The sequence below is a fragment of the Streptomyces sp. NPDC093221 genome (assembly GCF_044753885.1).
Classification (GTDB): domain Bacteria; phylum Actinomycetota; class Actinomycetes; order Streptomycetales; family Streptomycetaceae; genus Actinacidiphila.
Genome location: NZ_JBIVOA010000002.1, coordinates 672314 through 690153, shown reverse-complemented (window position 1 = coordinate 690153; position 17840 = coordinate 672314). Strand labels below are relative to the sequence as shown.

17 protein-coding genes are annotated in these 17840 nt (G+C 72.3%); 10 read left to right on the top strand and 7 right to left on the bottom strand.

The genetic code is table 11. The features are described 5' to 3' along the window. Positions 1–553: 553 nt before the first annotated feature. Both ACIQCJ_RS08975 and ACIQCJ_RS08970 read left to right on the top strand, forming a co-directional pair. Positions 554–1411, top strand: a complete 858-nt coding sequence (locus ACIQCJ_RS08975; RefSeq protein WP_402711058.1) for a PHP domain-containing protein — start codon at positions 554–556, stop codon at positions 1409–1411. Positions 1412–1620: 209 nt separating this feature from the next. After that, the gene (locus ACIQCJ_RS08970) at positions 1621–2229 is read left to right on the top strand and encodes a MarC family protein (RefSeq protein WP_188284666.1); all 609 of its coding nucleotides are present in this window, start codon (positions 1621–1623) and stop codon (positions 2227–2229) included. A 144-nt stretch (positions 2230–2373) separates the two neighbouring features. On the opposite strand, the gene ACIQCJ_RS08965 is transcribed toward ACIQCJ_RS08970, so the two are convergent. The 3 genes from ACIQCJ_RS08965 to ACIQCJ_RS08955 all read right to left on the bottom strand — a co-directional run bounded on the left by ACIQCJ_RS08965 (position 2374) and on the right by ACIQCJ_RS08955 (position 5819). Then, entirely contained in the window at positions 2374–2514 is a 141-nt protein-coding gene (locus ACIQCJ_RS08965) for a hypothetical protein (RefSeq protein WP_355348600.1), read from the bottom strand. A 93-nt stretch (positions 2515–2607) separates the two neighbouring features. Further along, the gene (locus tag ACIQCJ_RS08960; RefSeq protein WP_402711057.1) at positions 2608–3519 is read right to left on the bottom strand and encodes an alpha/beta fold hydrolase; all 912 of its coding nucleotides are present in this window, start codon (positions 3517–3519) and stop codon (positions 2608–2610) included. A gap of 134 nt (positions 3520–3653) precedes the next feature. Next, positions 3654–5819 (bottom strand): DEAD/DEAH box helicase, encoded by a 2166-nt coding sequence (locus ACIQCJ_RS08955; protein WP_402711277.1) that lies wholly within the window; start codon positions 5817–5819, stop codon positions 3654–3656. Between the two features lie 529 nt (positions 5820–6348). On the opposite strand from ACIQCJ_RS08955, the gene ACIQCJ_RS08950 reads away from it, so the two are divergent. Beyond that, entirely contained in the window at positions 6349–7077 is a 729-nt protein-coding gene (locus tag ACIQCJ_RS08950) for a ferritin-like fold-containing protein (protein WP_355348606.1), read from the top strand. A gap of 82 nt (positions 7078–7159) precedes the next feature. Here ACIQCJ_RS08950 and ACIQCJ_RS08945 read toward each other — a convergent pair whose 3' ends face one another. The 4 genes from ACIQCJ_RS08945 to ACIQCJ_RS08930 all read right to left on the bottom strand — a co-directional run bounded on the left by ACIQCJ_RS08945 (position 7160) and on the right by ACIQCJ_RS08930 (position 9024). Next, on the bottom strand, positions 7160–7438 hold the full coding sequence (locus ACIQCJ_RS08945; RefSeq protein WP_355348609.1) for a hypothetical protein: 279 nt from the start codon (positions 7436–7438) through the stop codon (positions 7160–7162). A 137-nt stretch (positions 7439–7575) separates the two neighbouring features. Continuing rightward, entirely contained in the window at positions 7576–7806 is a 231-nt protein-coding gene (locus tag ACIQCJ_RS08940; protein WP_188281577.1) for a DUF3107 domain-containing protein, read from the bottom strand. Between the two features lie 155 nt (positions 7807–7961). Continuing rightward, a complete protein-coding gene (locus ACIQCJ_RS08935) occupies positions 7962–8603 on the bottom strand; it encodes a TetR/AcrR family transcriptional regulator (RefSeq protein WP_355348614.1) in 642 nt (213 codons plus the stop codon). A gap of 154 nt (positions 8604–8757) precedes the next feature. Continuing rightward, positions 8758–9024, bottom strand: a complete 267-nt coding sequence (locus ACIQCJ_RS08930) for a hypothetical protein (RefSeq protein ID WP_355348617.1) — start codon at positions 9022–9024, stop codon at positions 8758–8760. Positions 9025–9207: 183 nt separating this feature from the next. On the opposite strand from ACIQCJ_RS08930, the gene ACIQCJ_RS08925 reads away from it, so the two are divergent. From ACIQCJ_RS08925 to ACIQCJ_RS08895, 7 genes are all read left to right on the top strand, one after another. After that, positions 9208–10227: an alpha/beta fold hydrolase gene (locus ACIQCJ_RS08925; protein ID WP_402711056.1), complete on the top strand. Its 1020-nt coding sequence runs from the start codon at positions 9208–9210 to the stop codon at positions 10225–10227. Between the two features lie 21 nt (positions 10228–10248). Then, positions 10249–11691 carry a DUF3152 domain-containing protein gene (locus ACIQCJ_RS08920; protein ID WP_401725671.1) on the top strand — a complete coding sequence of 481 codons (1443 nt, stop codon included), beginning with the start codon at positions 10249–10251 and terminating at the stop codon, positions 11689–11691. A gap of 121 nt (positions 11692–11812) precedes the next feature. Further along, positions 11813–11911 (top strand): Ms4533A family Cys-rich leader peptide, encoded by a 99-nt coding sequence (locus tag ACIQCJ_RS08915; protein ID WP_355348626.1) that lies wholly within the window; start codon positions 11813–11815, stop codon positions 11909–11911. A gap of 170 nt (positions 11912–12081) precedes the next feature. Next, the gene (locus ACIQCJ_RS08910; protein ID WP_402711055.1) at positions 12082–13800 is read left to right on the top strand and encodes an ABC transporter substrate-binding protein; all 1719 of its coding nucleotides are present in this window, start codon (positions 12082–12084) and stop codon (positions 13798–13800) included. A 3-nt stretch (positions 13801–13803) separates the two neighbouring features. Further along, positions 13804–14931 carry an ABC transporter permease subunit gene (locus ACIQCJ_RS08905; RefSeq protein ID WP_391161638.1) on the top strand — a complete coding sequence of 376 codons (1128 nt, stop codon included), beginning with the start codon at positions 13804–13806 and terminating at the stop codon, positions 14929–14931. Beyond that, positions 14928–15917, top strand: a complete 990-nt coding sequence (locus ACIQCJ_RS08900; protein ID WP_355348635.1) for an ABC transporter permease — start codon at positions 14928–14930, stop codon at positions 15915–15917. The genes ACIQCJ_RS08905 and ACIQCJ_RS08900 overlap by 4 nt, the downstream gene beginning before the upstream one ends. Then, a complete protein-coding gene (locus tag ACIQCJ_RS08895) occupies positions 15914–17662 on the top strand; it encodes a dipeptide ABC transporter ATP-binding protein (protein WP_402711054.1) in 1749 nt (582 codons plus the stop codon). The genes ACIQCJ_RS08900 and ACIQCJ_RS08895 overlap by 4 nt, the downstream gene beginning before the upstream one ends. Positions 17663–17840 lie beyond the last annotated feature (178 nt).

Genomic DNA, 17840 nt, shown 5'->3' with positions numbered 1-17840 from the left:
CGGTCTGCCCCGCTGGGGCGGGTGGTGAGGTGCGGGGGCGTCGTGGCTGGTGGCGCAGTTCCCCGCGCCCCTTAAAGGATCGGCTCGCCGTCCGGACGAAAGACGGTGCGCCCCGTCAGGGGCGAACCCCTCACCGGCGGGTGGTCCGGGGACAGCCGGTCTGCCCCGCTGGGGCGGGTGGTGAGGTGCGGGGGCGTCGTGGCTGGTGGCGCAGTTCCCCGCGCCCCTTAAAGGATCGGCTCGCCGTCCGGGCGAAAGACGGTGCGCCCCGTCAGGGGCGCGGGGAACGGCGCGGGTAACCCATCACCGGCTGGTGGTCCGGGGACAGCCGGTCTGCCCCGCTGGGGCGGGTGGTGACCTGCGGGAGCGTCGTGGCTTGTCGCGCAGTTCCCCGCGCCCCTAAAAACCAGGTCCTCCCGCAGCCTGTGCGAAAGACGTGCGCCACGTCAGGGGCGGGGGGTTGCGGGGTGGCGGAGCAGCGGCGGGTGGGGTGGGGGGAAGGCTTATGCTGGCGGCTGGCCGAGAAGACACTACTGCCCAGCGGAGCGCCCCGGTGCGGATTGATTTGCACGCTCACTCCACCGCGAGTGACGGCACCGACGCGCCCGCCGAGCTGGTGCGGAACGCGGCGGGGGCCGGTCTGGACGTCGTGGCGCTGACGGACCACGACACGGTGGGCGGATACGCGGAGGCGACGGCGGCGCTGCGCGAGCTGACGGTGCCGTTGACGCTGGTCACCGGAGCGGAGCTGTCCTGTCGGATCGACGGGATCAGCATGCACATGCTGGCGTACCTGTTCGACCCGGAGGAGCCGGAGCTGTACCGGGAGCGGGAGCTGGTACGGGACGACCGGGTGCCCAGGGCGCGGGCCATGGTGGCGAAGCTCCAGGAGCTGGGCGTGCCCGTGACCTGGGAGCGTGTGGCCGCCATCGCCGGGGACGGCTCCGTCGGCCGCCCCCACATCGCGACCGCGATGGTGGAGCTCGGCGTGGTCCCCACCGTCTCCGACGCCTTCACGGACGACTGGCTGACGAACGCCGGGCGGGCCTACGTACCCAAGCACGAGTTGGACCCCTTCGACGCGGTACGGCTGGTCAAGGGCGCGGGCGGCGTCACCGTCTTCGCGCACCCCGGCGCGCACAAGCGCGGCGAGACCGTACCGGAGTCGGTGATAGCGGAACTGGCGTCGGCCGGGCTCGACGGCATCGAGGTCGACCACGTGGACCACGACGCCCCGACCCGGGCCCGGCTGCGGGCCTTCGCGGCCGAGACGGGGCTGCTCGCCACCGGGTCGAGCGACTATCACGGCAGTCGCAAGACCTGCCGTCTCGGCGACTGCGTCACCGACCCCGAGGTCTACCGCGAGATCGCCCGGCGGGCGACGGGCGCGGTGCCCATCAGCGCCGTCTAGCGCCCCTACGTGACCCCGCTCCTCACTTCGGGGAGCCCCCGGGGCCCCCTCCCGCGCCTGCGGCGCGGTGCGTTTTCCGGCCCCCAGCCACCCGTGCGGAGGTGACGTCGGCTGACGGCCTCCCCGTGGCCGCGGCCCGGTGGGCCCGTCCCCCACACGCCATCTGCCGGGCGCAGCCCGACCCGCACCCCTCACCAGAAAGTCGCCCCATGTTCGACGTCACCCTCTTCGGGTCGGTATTCGTCACGCTCTTCGTGATCATGGATCCGCCCGGTATCACGCCCATTTTTCTCGCGCTGACCTCGGGGCGCGCCACGAAGGTGCAGCGCCGGATGGCGTGGCAGGCGGCGCTGGTGGCGCTCGGGGTGATCACGGTGTTCGGGATCTGCGGCCAGCAGATCCTCGACTATCTGCATGTGTCGGTGCCCGCGCTGCGCGTGGCGGGCGGGCTGCTGCTTCTGCTGATCGCGCTGGATCTGCTGACCGGGAAGGCGGACGAGCCGACGCAGACGAAGGACGTGAACGTCGCGCTGGTGCCGCTGGGGATGCCGCTGCTGGCGGGCCCCGGCGCGATCGTGACCGTGATCCTGGCGGTGCAGCACGCGGACGGGTTCGGTCAGCAGATGTCGGTGTGGGTGGCGATCATCGCGATGCACGCCGTGCTGTGGCTGACGATGCGGTACTCGCTGGCGATCATCCGGCTGATCAAGGAGGGCGGTGTGGTGCTGGTAACCCGGCTGTCGGGCATGCTCCTGTCGGCCATCGCCGTCCAGCAGGTCGCCAACGGCATCTTCGGCTTCATCCACGGCGAGGGCTGAGCCCTCCCGCGGCCCCTCCCGCGGCCCTCGCGCGCCCCCCGCCGCCCCTCCCGCGGCCTCCTGCGGCCCCCCGGACACGCGAAAGCGCCCCGTACGTCTTCATGTACGGGGCGCCGATGCGGTGGGCCAGGCCCTGTGGCGTCGTCAGTCCGCGGGGCGGATGTAGATGCGCTGGCCTATGGCAGCGGCCTGCTGCACGATCTTGTTGACGGCGGAGGCGTCCACGACGGTGCTGTCCACGGCGTTGCCGTTTCGGTCGTCGAGTCGCATGATCTCGAAGCGCATGGGGCTTCTCCCTTCGTCGCTCGTTACATGTGTAGTCAACCAACACCCCCTCGAAAACATTCCCTAGACTAAAGAAACACTTTCTCGATCTAATTACTCACCGGTAAGGCTTGTGCCGCCGTCCCCCGCGCCGCCGGTCCAGAAGGCGATCAGCGCCGCCGCCGTCTCGGCGGGACGCTCGGTGTTCGGCGAGTGCTCCGCGCCCTTGATCACCGCGCGCTCGGCGCCCAGCCGAGTCGCCATCGCGTCCATCCACGACGGCGGCCACACATGGTCGACCTCGCCCGAGATCACCAGCTTCGGCAGCGGACCGGCCGCGGCCAGCTCGTCCACCCGGTCCGGCTCGTCCATCAACTGCCGTGCGGTGACAGCGAGTTGCTCTGGCAGCGTGGTCACCCAGCGGCGGTGCAGAAACGCCTCGACGGCGGGCGGGGTGTCCGGCTGCTCGCCGTTCTCCGCGTCCATCGACCGCATCGCCTGCCAGACGGCCTCCAGATCCATCACCGGCAGCACATCGATCAACAACTGGGTGCGGGCCTGTTGTTCCTCGGAGATCGCACCCGGACCCGTGCTCATCAGCGTCAACGACGCCCACGCGCCGGGACCTTGGTCGATCACCGCCGCCCGTACGACGAGACCGCCCAGCGAGTGGCCCAGCAGATGCACGGGGCCGCCCCCGCCGGCCGCCGCGAGCGCCGCCGTCTGCGCGACCACGTCGGCCGCCAACTCGCCCTGCGCGTAGGCGCTCTCCTCACGCGGGCCGCCCGACTCGTACTGGCCGCGGCCGTCCACCGCCACCACCCGGAAACCGGCCGCCGACAGCGGGGTGAGCAGCGGGAGGAAGTCCTCCTTGCTGCCGGTGAAGCCGGGCACGAGCAGCGCGGTGCCGCGCGGCGGGGCGTCGGGGGCGGGGGAGGCGTCGAGTACGGCGAAGGATCCGCGGGCCGTCTCCAGCCGATGGGCGGACACGTTCTCCGGCAGATCCAGGGCAGTGGGTCGGCTCATGAACCGAGATTACGCGGTGCATATGTCCGACAGGTTGCCTCCGCCCGATCCCGGTGTCCCCGGCACGCGAACGCCCCCGGCCGAGGGGCCGGGGGCGTTCGTCCGTACGGGTGCGGCGGCGGAGACGGCCGAGGTCAGCCCTCGTCCGCGGCCGTCGCGGCGACCGCCTTGCGGGTACGGCGGCGCGGGGTCTTCGGCGCCTCGTCCCCCGCGGTGGCGGGAGCCGGTACCTCGGCGACCTCGACCGCCGCGGCAGCGGCGGCGGCGGTCTTGCGGGGTGCCCGCTTGCGCACCGGCTTCGGCGCGTCCGCGGTGCTCTCCGCCTCCGGCGCGACCGCGGGTGCCGGCACCTCGGCGGTGACGGCCGTCGCGGCCTTGCGGGTGCGGCGGCGCGGCGTCTTGGGCGCCTCGTCCGCGACCGGGGTGACCGGGGCGGCGGTCTCCTCGGGCTCGCCGTTGAGGATCGAGCGGCGGGCCGGGCGGCGGGCGGCCTTGGGCGCTTCCTCCTCGACCACCGGGGTCACCGCGGCGGGCGCCTCGGCGACCGCCTTGCGGGTGCGGCGGCGCGGTGTCTTGGGGGCCTCCTCGTCGACCGGGGTGACCGGGGTGGCGGTCTCCTCGGGCTCGCCGTTGAGGATCGAGCGGCGGGCCGGGCGGCGGGCGGCCTTGGGCGCCTCCTCCTCAACCACCGGCGTCACCGCGGCGGCGGCCGGAGTCTGCGCACCGACCGGCTCAGCGGCGGCCTTGCGCAGGCGGCGGCGCGGTGCCTTGGGGGCTTCCTCGGCGACCGGAGCGGCGGGGACCGGCTCGACAGCCGTCACCGTCTCCACGGCGACCGCCTCGGGAGCGGCGCCGCGCGTACGGCGACGGCGGCGCGGGGTGCGGGGCGCGGCCACCTCGTCCGTACCGGGCTGGGAGACCGCGACGGCGGACTCCACGGCCTCGGCGCCGACGGCCGACGTGGGGGCCGCACCGGACGCGGCCTCGCCACCGCGGGTGCGGCGGCGCTGGCGCGGGGTGCGCGTACGGGCCGGGCGGTCCTCGACGGGCGCGGCGGCGGGCTTGCCGCCGGCCGGCCGACGGCCGTTGCCGCGGGCGCCGCGGCCACCGGTCTCGCCCAGGTCCTCGACGACCTCGGCGTCGAGACCGGCACGCGTCCGGTCCGCCCGAGGCAGTATCCCCTTCGTGCCGACCGGGATGCCCAGCAGCTCGTAGAGGTGCGGAGACGTCGAGTACGTCTCCTCCGGGTCGTTGAAGGACAGCACCAGCGCCTTGTTGATGAGCTGCCAGCGCGGGATGTCGTCCCAGTCGACCAGCGTGATCGCGATACCCGAGGCGCCCGCGCGGCCGGTGCGGCCGATGCGGTGGAGGTAGGTCTTCTCGTCCTCGGGCGTCTGGTAGTTGATGACGTGCGTGACGCCCTCGACGTCGATACCGCGCGCGGCCACGTCGGTGCAGACCAGCACGTCGACCTTGCCGTTGCGGAACGCCCGCAGCGCCTGCTCGCGCGCGCCCTGGCCGAGGTCGCCGTGGACCGCGCCGGAGGCGAAACCGCGCTTCTCCAACTGCTCGGCGACGTCGGCGGCGGTCCGCTTCGTACGGCAGAAGATCATCGCGAGACCGCGGCCCTCGGCCTGGAGGATGCGCGAGACCAGCTCGACCTTGTCCAGCGAGTGGGCGCGGAAGACGTGCTGCGTGGTGTTCGCGACGGTCGCGCCCTCGTCGTCCGGCGCGGTGGCGCGGATGTGGGTGGGCTGCGACATGTAGCGGCGGGCGAGGTTGATCACGGCGCCGGGCATGGTCGCGGAGAACAGCATCGTCTGCCGCTTGACCGGCAGCATGCCCATGATCTTCTCGACGTCGGGCAGGAAGCCCAGGTCGAGCATCTCGTCGGCCTCGTCCAGGACGAGCGAACGGATGTGCTTGAGATCGAGCTTCTTCTGGCCCGCGAGGTCCAGCAGGCGGCCCGGGGTGCCGACGATCACGTCGACGCCCTTCTTGAGCGCGTCGACCTGCGGCTCGTACGCCCGGCCGCCGTAGATCGCGAGCACGCGTACGTTGCGGACCTTGCCGGCCGTCAGCAGGTCGTTGGTGACCTGCTGGCACAGCTCGCGGGTGGGGACGACGACCAGGGCCTGCGGGGCGTCGGTGAGCCGGTCGGCGGTGGCGCGCCCGGCCTCGACGTCGGCGGTCACGGTGACGCGCTCCAGCAGCGGCAGACCGAAACCGAGGGTCTTGCCCGTGCCGGTCTTGGCCTGGCCGATGACGTCGTTGCCCGCGAGGGCGACCGGGAGCGTCATCTCCTGGATCGGGAAGGGGGTGATGATGCCGACGGCCTCAAGGGCCTCGGCGGTCTCGGCCAGGATGCCGAGACTGCGGAAAGTCGTGGTGGTGGACAGGATGCTTGCCTCTTCTGTGAGACGCGGCACTGTGCGGCGAGGGGGGTCGAGCGGCCGTGTCGCGGAAAAGACGACGCCGGTCACTGACCGCGCAGAGGTGTCGTACAGCCGTGGGCGGCTGTGCAGCGCGGGACCGCTGCCCTCGCTCGTGTCGCGAGTGGGCCCCTCCCGATGTCAGGAGGGCGGTCGGTGTCGGAGCCGATCGGGCCACCGACCGGGCATCCAGGTGTTGCATACGTCGCCCGCCGAGGATCGGAAGCAAGCCGATTTTCGGCGGGTGCAATACCACTCTACCCCGGAAACACGTAGCTGCACCCGATCAAATGTTTCGTTCGGGACGGCACCGGCACGTCATCGGCCTGTCACCGGACCCGCGAAGATCACCGCACGGGTGCGTACGGGCCGCTCCGACTTGGCTATTGTGCCCAGCATGGAGACGCCTGACGAGAACACCACGCCCGCCACCGGAATCGCCGCCCAGGACTGGACCGCCGCGTCCGCGGACCCGCAGTACCGGGCCGCCGTCGTCGATCTGCTCGGGGCCCTGGCGTACGGCGAGCTGGCCGCTTTCGAACGGCTCGCGGACGACGCGAAACTCGCGCCGACCCTGGAGGACAAGGCGGAGCTGGCCGCGATGGCCGCCGCCGAATTCCACCACTTCGAGCGGCTGCGCGACCGGCTCACCGAGATCGGCGAGTCGGCGAACAAGGCGATGCAGCCCTTCGGCGCCGCGCTCGACGAATTCCACCGGCAGACCGCGCCCTCGGACTGGCTCGAAGGGCTCGTCAAGGCGTACGTCGGCGACTCCATCGCCTCCGACTTCTACCGCGAGGTCGCCGCCCGGCTCGACACCGATACGCGCACGCTCGTGCTCGCGGTCCTGGACGACACCGGGCACGCCACCTTCGCCGTGGAGAAGGTGCGCGCCGCCATCGCCGCCGAGCCGCGCGTCGGCGGGCGGCTCGCGCTGTGGGCGCGGCGGCTGATGGGCGAGGCCCTGTCGCAGGCGCAGCGGGTGGTCGCCGACCGCGACGCGCTGTCCACCATGCTCGTCGGCGGGGTCGCCGACGGCTTCGACCTCGCGGAGGTCGGACGGATGTTCTCGCGGATCACCGAGGCGCACACCAAGCGGATGGCCGCGCTGGGCCTGGCCGCGTAACGCCGCGTAACGCCTCACCGCGAAACTCTCCGCCCCGTCACGCTCGGTCCCGTCGCGACTCCTGAGGACGCCGGTGGCCGCGTCAGACGCTCGACGCGGTCACTTTGGCGTGGCGGCCACGCTTCGGCGGGCGGGCCAGGACGCTCAGCATGGCCGCCCCCACCGCCAGCGCGGCGGGCAGCGTCGCCTCCGGGTGGCCGGGGCCGACGATCGTGCGGGTGACGAGGCCGCCGAGCAGCGCGGCGATCGGTCCTGTGGCCAGCAGCAGCGGACTCAACGGGAGCCGGAGCGGGAAGAGGCGGGCGGCGGCGTAGGCGGCGCCGAGCCCGAGGGCGACGTAGGCGACGGCTTCCCAGAGCATCGTGATCCCTTTCCGGTGGTACGGCTGGTACGGACCGGTGCGCTCTGGTCCTACCCCTGTGGAGGCCGGGACAAAACGAAGGGCGGCAACCGGTTGCACCGGTTGCCGCCCTTTCGGCCCCTTTCAGGGCCGGACGTTCAGAGCGAAGCGCCGAAACCGACCTTGCGGGCGGACGGCTCGCCGATCTCCACGTACGCGAGCCGGTCGGCGGGGATCAGGACCTTGCGGCCGTGCTCATCCGTCAGACTCAGCAGCTTCGAGGCGCCGGACAGCGCGTCGGCGACGGCCTGCTCGACCTCCGCGACGGACTGCGCGCTCTCGATGTTGATCTCGCGCGGCGCGTGCTGCACGCCGATCTTGACCTCCACGGCTTGGATACCTCCGATGGTCTGGCGGTGTGCGCGGTTGGTTTCGCGCCGTACGCAGCAAAGACTAGCCCGGAGCGGCCGGTGGAAATCCGTACCTCGGCAACGCCGTGAGCGAACAGGCCCGGGGCGACGCGGACGGGCGGCGGGGCACCGCCTCAGTGGTGGCCCTCCGCGCCGTGCAGCGGGAATCCGGCGATACCGCGCCAGGCCAGGGAGGTCAGCAGGTCCACCGCGGTGTCGCGCGGCACGGTGCTCTTGCTCGCCAGCCAGTAGCGGGCGACGACCTGGGAGACACCGCCGAGGCCGACGGCCAGCAGCATCGACTGGTCGCGGGAGAGCCCGGTGTCCTCCGCGATGACCTCGCTGATCGCCTCGGCGCACTGGAGCGAGACCTTGTCGACGCGCTCGCGGACCGCGGGCTCGTTGGTCAGGTCGGACTCGAAGACCAGCCGGAAGGCGCCGCCCTCGTCCTCGACGTACGCGAAGTACGCGTCCATGGTGGCCTCGACGCGCTTCTTGTTGTCCGTGGTGGACGCCAGCGCGGTCCGCACCGAGTGCAGCAGGGACTCGCAGTGCTGGTCGAGCAGCGCGAGGTAGAGCTCCAGCTTGCCGGGGAAGTGCTGGTAGAGCACGGGCTTGCTCACGCCGGCCCGCTCGGCGATGTCGTCCATCGCGGCCGAGTGGTAACCCTGCGCCACGAAGACTTCCTGGGCCGCGCCCAGCAATTGTTCACGTCGGGCCCGGCGGGGCAGGCGTGTGCCGCGCGGCCTCGCCTGAGCTTGCTCGATGGCTGTCACGCCGCCTCCCAAATCTGAAGTGAGGAACGATAGAACACTGCGATGGCCATCGTACTTTTCAGTAACGACCCTGTGCGCCGTGCGGTCGCACATTCTCACTACCTGGAACCTCCGCGCGAGAGCGCCTGCGGAATCCGTCGGTGAGCGGCGACCGTCAGCGGTAGTCGTCCTCGTCCGGCGCGACGACCCTGCGCTGCTCCGCCGCGTCGGCCGGATCCGCCTCTTCCACCTGGTGGGAGGGACGCGCGATGATCGGTTCGTCGTGCTGCTGGAGCAGTTCCGCGTGCTGTTCCGCGGTGTCGGCCTCCGGCGCTTCCAGATCCAGATCGGTGTCGCGGGCGATCTGGGCGGCGTCGAATTCGTCGGCCTCACGCTCGAAGCGTTCGATGTCCCCGCTACCGTTCCCGGTGTTCTCGGACATGGCCCCTCCTTCTCTTGCCTCACCCTTGAGCCTAGGCGGCCGGGCAGGCGCGTGCATGGCGGCTTCCCGGCCGCGGTGTGCGGCGCGCGCCCCTCGGAGCGCGTGGCGGCTTCCGGCCCTTGCGGAGGTTCTTGTGACCGCGAACACGCGGTCGTACGCGTGATCGTCTCGTAACATTCATCCATGCCCTCGACCGACGTTCCCCAGACGGCCGCAGAACCGGCGGTCGTACTCCCGCCCGGGCCGCGGCTCGCCCCGGGGGAATCGGTGCACACGGCGAGCCTGCCCGGCCTCACCCTGGTGGTCAGATCGCGCGGTACGGACGGGCCGGGGACGGCGCCCGCGCTCTTCGTGCACGGCCTCGGCGGCTCCTCGCAGAACTGGTCGGCGCTGATGGCCGCGCTGGCCGACCGGGTCGCGGGACAGGCGCTGGACCTGCCGGGATTCGGCCATTCCCCGCCGCCCGACGACGGCGACTACTCGATTCCGGGGCACGCGCGGGCGGTGGTCCGGCTGCTGGAGGCCGAGCGGCGCGGCCCGGTCCACCTCTTCGGGAATTCGCTGGGCGGCGCGGTGGCCGTCAAGGTCGCCGCCGCCCGGCCGGACCTGGTCCGCACCCTCACCCTGGTCTCGCCCGCGCTCCCCGAGCTGCCGCCGCAGCGCACCGCCTGGCCCACCGGGCTGCTCTCGGTGCCCGGCGTCCCCGCGCTGTATCTGCGCGCGACGAGGAACTGGCCGGCCGAGCGCAGGACCCAGGAGCTGCTGGCGCTCTGTTACGGCGACCCGGGTGTGGTCGGCGAGCAGGCCCGCGCCGACGCGGTCGCCGAATACCAGCGGCGGATCGAACTGCCGTATTTCTGGGACGTCATGGTGCGTTCCACCCGTGGGATCGTGGACGCGTACACGCTCGGTGGCCAGCATTCGCTGTGGCGGCAGGCGGAGCGCGTCCTCGCCCCTACGCTGCTCGTGTACGGAGGCCGGGACAAGCTCGTCTCGGTCAAGGTCGCCCGCCGGGCGGCCAGGGCTTTCCGCGATTCCCGGCTGCTGGTCATCCCCGACGGCGGCCATGTGGCGATGATGGAGCACCCCGAGCTGGTGGCCCGGGGCTTCCGCGATCTCCAGGACGAGGTCGCGGAAGCCGAGGACGAAGGCCGGGGCCGTACGGACGCGGGGCCCGCCGGCGCCGAGGCGACCGGGAGCTGATCGAGGACGTGGGTGGGCGACGTGGGTAAGCACAGCGCGCGGGACGGCCAGGACGGCCGTGACAACGGCATTCCGGGCGCGCCCGGAATGCCGGGCGTCCCAGGACCCCTGCGGCCCGGCGTCCCCGGCAGCGGGCGCCGCCGCCGCGGTCCAGGACCGCTGTCCGGCCACGACACGGGCAGCTTCCCGCAGTACCGGCCGCAGGACCACGGCGGTCCGGCGCCCGCCCACCCCGAGCACCGCGAGCACACCGCGTGGGGCCCGGCCGACGACTGGGCGGCCGACACCGGCCGCTACTCCGGGCCGCCGCGCACCCGCGAGCTGCCCTTCGACCTCGTCGACGAGTGGGCGGAGGACTGGGAGGCGTACGACACCGCGTCCGCGCTGAGCTCCCCGCCCGCGGGACCCGCGCTCGGCCAGGGGCAGGGCCCGTACGCCCGGCACGCGCAGGCGCCCGGCCCCGGCCAGATGCAGGCGCCGGGCCGGCTGATCCCGCGCCCGCGGCAGGAATTCCTCGACGCCTTCGGACCGCAGGAGCCGGAAGGGCCCGCGGACCCGCCGCCCGGCGGCCCGGCCGCCGCGCCCGAGCCGGACCCGGAGCCGGAGGCGGACGGGGGCACGTCCGTGGACACCAAGTCCGGCGGCAAGGGGCGCACGCTCAGCGGGATCGCCGCCGCGGCCGTCGTCACGGTGCTCGCCGTGGTGGTCGCGGGACAGGTCGGCGGAAGTGAGAAACGGCACAGCGAGGACAGCGGCAAGGACACCGCGACGCGCTCGGCGGCCGACGAGGCGTCGCGCTCGCAGGACCGCGCGCCCGGCGCCGCGAGCGCGCCCGCGGGGGCCCCGGCGGCGACGCCCGCCGCCGCCACGTACGACGAGCTGATGGCCAAGCTGTACCCGCTGGACCCGGACCTGAGGCTGTCCGGCGCCTTCAGCACGGTCGGCGGCCACCAGGCCGCGCCGGGCAGGGGCAAGGTCATGCGCTTCCGGGTGGACGTCGAGCGCGGGCTGCCGCTGAACGCGCAGCTCTTCAGCGACACCGTCTTCAAGACCCTGAACGACAGCCGGAGTTGGGGTCACGGCGGACAGATGTCCTTCGAGCGGGTCTCAACCGGCCCCGCGGACATCGTCATTACGCTCGCCAGTCCCGGCACCACCGCGAAGTGGTGCGCGAAGTCCGGTCTGGACACGACAGTTGAGAACGTGTCATGTGACTCCGCGTCAACTCCGCGCACGATGATCAACGCCTACCGGTGGGCGCAGGGCGCCAGTACATTCGGCGCCGCGCGGGTGCACGAGTACCGGCAGATGCTGATCAACCACGAGGTCGGGCACCGTCTCGGGCACAGCCACGTCGGCTGTCCCAAGGAGGGCGCCCCGGCCCCGGTGATGATGCAGCAGACCAAATTCCTGTCGCTCGACGGCGGCCCCACCTGCAAGCCGAACGCGTGGCCGTACCCGTAGGCGGAGCCGTCCGCATCCCGTAGGCGCGGACCCGCTCAGCGGTGCGATCCATAAGTGATCGTTTGAGATCGTATTGATCTGGCTTTGACAATTGGTGTCGCGTCGCTGCACGCTTCTGTCCATGCAGCACCACCACGCACATCCGTATGCACGCGCCGGCATCGAGCTGGCGCTCATCGGCGTGGCCGCGCACTGCGTCGCCGACGTTCACTGTCGCTGACCGCATCCAGCCCCACCGCGTAGAGGCCCGGCCGCCGTCCCAGGACGGCGTCTCCTCCGCCACGGGCTGCTCCGGCCGGACCCTTCGGTCCCGCACGTCACGACCCGTTTCCGCTTTTTCGCGCGCACCGCTGTGCGCGCCCTTCCTCGCTGCCGCGAAAGGTTCCTCTGATGCGTCAACTGTCCTCCACATCCCGCCGCATAGGCGTGATCGCCGTCGGTCTGGCCCTTGCCGGAGGGGCCGTCGCCTGCGGCCCCAAGAACGGTGACGACGCCAAGGCGGGCGGCGACGGCAAGCCGGGCAAGGGCGGCACGCTGTACGTCCTGAACAACCAGGCGCAGGAGAACTTCGACCCCGCCCGGCTCTACACCTCCGGCGGCGGCAACGTGCCGTCGCTGGTCTACCGGACGCTCACCACCCGCAACCGCGCCGACGGCGCCGCGGGCGCCAAGGTCGTCCCCGACCTGGCCACCACCACCGGCGAGCCCAGCGAGAACGCCACGGTGTGGACGTACCACCTCAAAGACGGCCTGAAGTACGAGGACGGCTCGCCCATCACCACCGCCGACATCAAGTACGACATCGAGCGGTCCTTCGCCGCCGAGCTGTCCGGCGGCGCGCCCTACCTGCGGGACTGGCTGGTCGGCGCGGCCGACTACCAGGGCCCGTACAAGGACCCCAAGGGCCTGTCCTCGATCGAGACGCCCGACGCGAAGACCATCGTCTTCCACCTGAACAAGCCCGAGGGCGAATTCCCGCTGCTCGCCACGCAGACCTCCTTCGCGCCGGTGCCCAAGGCCAAGGACACCGGCACCAAATACGCGGCGCACCCGGTCTCCTCCGGCCCGTACAAGGTGGTCAGCAACGAGAACAACGGCGAGCACCTGGTGCTGAAGCGCAACCCCAACTGGTCGGCCGCCACCGACGACCAGCGCAAGGCGTACCCCGACACCATCGACGTGCAGTCCGGCCTCGACCAGGCCGTGATCAACCAGCGTCTGTCGGCGGGCGTCGGCAAGGACGCGGACGCGGTCACCACCGACACCAACCTCGGCCCGGCCGAGCTGGCCAAGGTGACCGGCGACAAGAACCTCGCCCAGCGGGTCGGCACCGGGCACTTCGGCTACACCGACTACATCGCCTTCAACCCGAAGGTGAAGCCGTTCGACGACATCAAGGTCCGGCAGGCCATCGCGTACGCGATCAACCGCACCACGGTGATCAACGCGCAGGGCGGCTCGTCGCTCAACGACCCGGCCACCACCTTCCTGCCCGCGCAGGCGTCCTTCGGCTACACCGCCTACGACCCGTTCCCCGCGGGCAAGACCGGTGACCCGGCCAAGGCCAAGGAGCTGCTGAAGGAGGCCGGTTACCCCAACGGCCTGACCGTCTCGCTCACCCACGACGTCACCAAGGGCGACGAGCAGGGCCCCGAGGTCGCCACCGCCGTCCAGGAGGCGCTCAAGGCGGCCGGGATCACCGTCAAGCTCGACGGCCAGGAGCACGCGGCCTTCTCCGACAAGATCCACACCCTGAAGACCGAGCCCGGCTTCTTCCTCACCGGCTGGGGCGCGGACTGGCCGTCCGGCGGCCCCTTCCTCGGCCCGATCTTCGACGGCCGCCAGATCGTCAAGGACGGCGCCAACTTCAACAACGCGCAGCTCGACGACCCGGCCGTGAACAACGAGATCGACCAGATCAACAAGATCACCGACCTCAAGGCCGCCGCCGTCCGCTGGGGCGCGCTGGACAAGAGGATCGGCGAGCAGGCGCTCACCGTGCCGCTCTTCCACCCCGTCTACAAGCGGCTGTTCGGCAAGAACATCAAGAACGTCGTGATCAGCGACTGGACCGGTGTGCTGGACATCTCGCAGGCCGCGGTGAAGTAGTCCGTGACCGTCGAAGCACTCTCGGCCGTCTCGGCCGCGGGGGAGGGCGCCGCCACCGCGGCGCCCCCCTCCGGGGCCCGGCAGATCTGGCGGCGGCTGCGCGGACAGCGCGCGGCCCTCGTCGGCGGCGCCGTCATCGTCCTGTTCGTCCTGGTCGCGGTGGCGGCCCCGCTGCTCGCCGCGCTCGAAGGGCAGGACACCACCACCTACCACGCCGACCTGGTCGACTCCGCGGCCGGCGGCGTACCGGTCGGCACCTTCGGCGGGGTCTCCGGCAGCCACTGGCTCGGCCTCGAACCCGGCACCGGACGCGACCTGTTCGCCCGGCTCGTCTACGGCTCGCGGATCTCGCTCGTCGTGGCCCTCGGCGCCACCGTCCTCCAGGTCGCGCTCGGCGTGGCCCTCGGCCTGGGCGCGGGCCTGGGCAACCGGTTCCTCGACAGCGTGCTCAGCCGGATCACCGACGTCTTCGTCACCATGCCCGCGCTGATCTTCGCCATCGCGCTGCTCGCGGTCGTCCCCGACGGCTTCCCGCGGCCCGTGCTGCTGATGCTGGTCCTCGGGCTGCTCGCCTGGGGCGGCATCGCGAAGATCGTCCGCGCGCAGGTGCTCACCCTCAAGTCCCTCGACTACGTGGCCGCTTCACGGCTCGCGGGCTCCAGCCGGTGGCGGACCGCGCGCCGCGAACTGCTGCCCGCGCTCGTCGCGCCCGTCGTCACCTACGCGGCGATCCTGCTGCCCTCCAACATCGTCTCCGAGGCGGGCCTGTCCTTCCTCGGCATCGGCGTCACCCCGCCCACCCCCTCCTGGGGCCAGATGCTCTCCAGCGCCTCGACCTGGTACCAGGCCGACTCCGCGTACGTCCTGCTGCCCGCCCTGCTGCTCTTCGTGACCGTGCTCGCCTTCACCGTCTTCGCGGACGGTGTGCGGACGGCCCTGGACCCGCGGGTCGCCAGCAGGCTGCGGGTGGGGACGGGACGGAAGTCGGCGAAGGCGGACGCTTCTTCGGACACGGCTTCTTCGGACACGGGTCCGACGGTTGCGGGTCCGAGGGGCACGGCTTCCTCGGACACGGCCGCGACGGATACGGCTGGCCGCGCCTCGGGCGCCGAGGCGGTGGACGGCGCGTGATCCGCTTCCTCGGGCGGCGGCTCTTCCAGGCCCTCGTCGTCCTCCTCGTCCTGGCCGCCGTGCTCTACGCGTGCTTCTACCTCGCGCCCGGTGACGCGGCCCGGCTGGCCTGCGGCCCCAAGTGCTCGACCGCGCAGATCGTGCAGATCCGCGGCCAGATGGGCCTCGACGACCCGGTGTACGTGCAGTTCTGGCACTTCCTCAGCGGCATCGTCGCCGGTCACGACTACAGCACCGGCACCGATGTGCTGCACTGCCCGGCGCCCTGCCTCGGCCAGTCGTACCGCACCGGCGAACTCGTCACGTCGATGGTCGGCGAGAAGCTGCCCGCCACCGCGTCGCTCGCCTTCGGCGCGATGGTGCTGTGGCTGGTCATCGGCGTCGGCACCGGCCTGCTGTCCGCGCTGCGGCGCGGCACCGTCACCGAACGCGCCCTGACCGGCTTCACGTTGGTCGGCACGGCGACCCCGGTGTTCATCACGGGCATCCTGCTGCTCCTGCTCTTCTGCTCCTGGCTCCAGTGGCTGCCGTATCCCTCGTACGTCCCGCTCACCGAGGACCCGCAGCAGTGGGCGTGGAATCTGCTGCTGGCCTGGCTCGCGCTCGCCCTGGTGGAGGCCGCCAAGTACGCCCGGCTGACCCGCAGTTCGATGCTGGAGACGCTGGCGGAGGACCACATCCGCACCTTCCGCGCGTACGGCGTCAGCGAGCGGGCCATCGTCGTACGGCACGCGCTGCGGGGCGCGCTGACCCCGGTGATCGCGCTGTCCGCGCTGGACCTCGGCACGATGTTCGGCGGCGCGCTGCTCACCGAGACGCTGTTCAACATCCCCGGACTCGGGCAGCAGCTCGTGCAGTCCGTACAGATCAAGGACGTGCCGGTGGTGGTCGGGATCGTGCTGGTCATGGGCCTGGCCGTCGTCGTGGCCAACGCTGTCGCCGACGTGCTGTACGCGGTGGCCGACCGACGGGTGGTACTGGCATGACCGGGCAACTCATCGACCTGGAGGCCCCGTTGGTGGAGGTCGCGGGACTGCGGATCGAATTCCCCACCGAGGGCGGGGCCGTACGGGCCGTCGACGGGCTGGACTTCACGCTCGGCGCGGGCGGCGCGCTCGGGCTCGTCGGCGAGTCGGGCTCCGGCAAGAGCGCGACCGCGTACGCCCTGCTCGGCCTGCACCGCGGTACGGGCGCGCGGGTCTCCGGGACCGTACGGGTCGCCGGGACCGACGTACTCGGCGCGGACGACGCCGAGTTGCGCGAGCTGCGCGGCGGGGTCGCCGCCATGGTCTTCCAGGACCCGCTGTCCTCGCTCGACCCCTACTACGCCATCGGCGACCAGATCGCCGAGGTCTACCGGGTGCACCACCGCGGCTCGCGCGCCGCGGCGCGGGCCCGCGCCGTCGAGGTCCTGGACCGCGTCGGCATCCCCGACGCCGCCCGCCGGTCCCGCTCCCGGCCGCACGAGTTCAGCGGCGGCATGCGCCAACGCGCCCTGATCGCCATGGCGTTGGCGTGCGAGCCGCGCCTGCTCATCGCCGACGAGCCCACGACGGCCCTCGACGTCACCGTCCAGGCCCAGATCCTCGACCTGCTGCACGAACTGCGGGCCGAGACCGGCATGGGGCTGCTGCTCGTCACCCACGACCTGGGCGTCGTCGCCGGGAGCGTCGACGACATCCTCGTCATGCGGGACGGCGCCGCCGTCGAACGCGGTCCGGTCGCCGAGGTGCTGGCCGCCCCGGCGCACGACTACACGCGGGCGCTGCTGTCGGCGGTGCCCCGGATCGACCCGCGGCCGACGGACGGCGGGGAGCCGGGCGCGGCTCCCGCGCCCGTGGGCGCGGCGACACCACGCGGACGCGGTGCGCGTACGGGCACGGCCGAAGAGCCCGGCGCCGAGCCCCTGCTGGAAGCGGTCGCGCTGCGGCGGGAGTTCGGCAAGGGGCGGCAGCGGCTCACGGCCGTGGACGACGTGTCGCTCCAGGTCAGGGCCGGGGAGACGCTCGGCATCGTGGGCGAGAGCGGCAGCGGCAAGACGACGCTCGGGCGGATGCTCGTGCGGCTGCTCGACCCGAGCGCGGGCGAGATCCGCTACCGGGGCCGGGAGATCGGCGGACTGGGGGACAAGGCGCTGCGCCCGCTGCGGCGCGACCTGCAAATGGTCTTCCAGGACCCGGTCTCCTCGCTCAACCCGCGCCGCAGCATCGGCGAGTCCATCGCGGACCCGCTGCGGGCGGCGGGCGAGCTGAGCGACAAGGCCGTCGTCGGCCGGGTGAAGGAACTGCTGGAGCGGGTCGGCCTCGACCCGGAGTGGTACCACAGGTACCCGCACGAGTTCAGCGGCGGGCAGCGCCAACGCGTCGGTATCGCACGGGCCCTGGCGCCCGAGCCGAAGCTCATCGTGTGCGACGAGCCGGTCTCCGCGCTGGACGTCACCACGCAGGCGCAGGTCGTCGCGCTGCTCGCGGAACTCCGCCGCGACCTCGGCCTGTCGCTGGTCTTCATCGCCCACGACCTCGCCGTGGTACGGCAGGTGAGCGACCGCGTCGCGGTGATGCGCGGCGGCCGGATCGTGGAGTCCGGCACGGTCGACGAGGTCTACGACGCGCCCCAGGACCCCTACACCAAGGGCCTGTTGGCGGCCGTCCCGGTGCTGGACCCGGCCGAATCCGCGGCCCGCAGGGCGGACCGCAGGGAACTGCGGAGCGTGATGGTGACCGCACCTTAGGTCACATCAACGCGTGGCAGTGTGAGAAGTTACGCCCGTTCACCCCTTTTGGTGGGGGGGGGGGCCAACCGCCCCCCCCCCCCCCCCCGAACCGGAAAAACACTTAGCGCCCGGCGGGCGCCGGGGCCCGGGGGGCCCCCCCCGCCGCAGTCAGGTGTTGGCGGGCGCGGGGGGGACG

Coding starts and splice junctions, on each gene's coding strand:
- ACIQCJ_RS08970 (WP_188284666.1), top strand. CDS start 1,621: ATGTTCGACGTCACCCTCTTCGGGTCGGTATTCGTCACGCTCTTCGTG.
- ACIQCJ_RS08895 (WP_402711054.1), top strand. CDS start 15,914: ATGACCGGGCAACTCATCGACCTGGAGGCCCCGTTGGTGGAGGTCGCG.
- ACIQCJ_RS08945 (WP_355348609.1), bottom strand. CDS start 7,438: ATGCTCTGGGAAGCCGTCGCCTACGTCGCCCTCGGGCTCGGCGCCGCC.
- ACIQCJ_RS08915 (WP_355348626.1), top strand. CDS start 11,813: ATGCAGCACCACCACGCACATCCGTATGCACGCGCCGGCATCGAGCTG.
- ACIQCJ_RS08910 (WP_402711055.1), top strand. CDS start 12,082: ATGCGTCAACTGTCCTCCACATCCCGCCGCATAGGCGTGATCGCCGTC.
- ACIQCJ_RS08950 (WP_355348606.1), top strand. CDS start 6,349: ATGGAGACGCCTGACGAGAACACCACGCCCGCCACCGGAATCGCCGCC.
- ACIQCJ_RS08955 (WP_402711277.1), bottom strand. CDS start 5,819: ATGACGCTCCCGGTCGCCCTCGCGGGCAACGACGTCATCGGCCAGGCC.
- ACIQCJ_RS08925 (WP_402711056.1), top strand. CDS start 9,208: ATGCCCTCGACCGACGTTCCCCAGACGGCCGCAGAACCGGCGGTCGTA.
- ACIQCJ_RS08965 (WP_355348600.1), bottom strand. CDS start 2,514: ATGCGCTTCGAGATCATGCGACTCGACGACCGAAACGGCAACGCCGTG.
- ACIQCJ_RS08960 (WP_402711057.1), bottom strand. CDS start 3,519: ATGAGCCGACCCACTGCCCTGGATCTGCCGGAGAACGTGTCCGCCCAT.
- ACIQCJ_RS08930 (WP_355348617.1), bottom strand. CDS start 9,024: ATGTCCGAGAACACCGGGAACGGTAGCGGGGACATCGAACGCTTCGAG.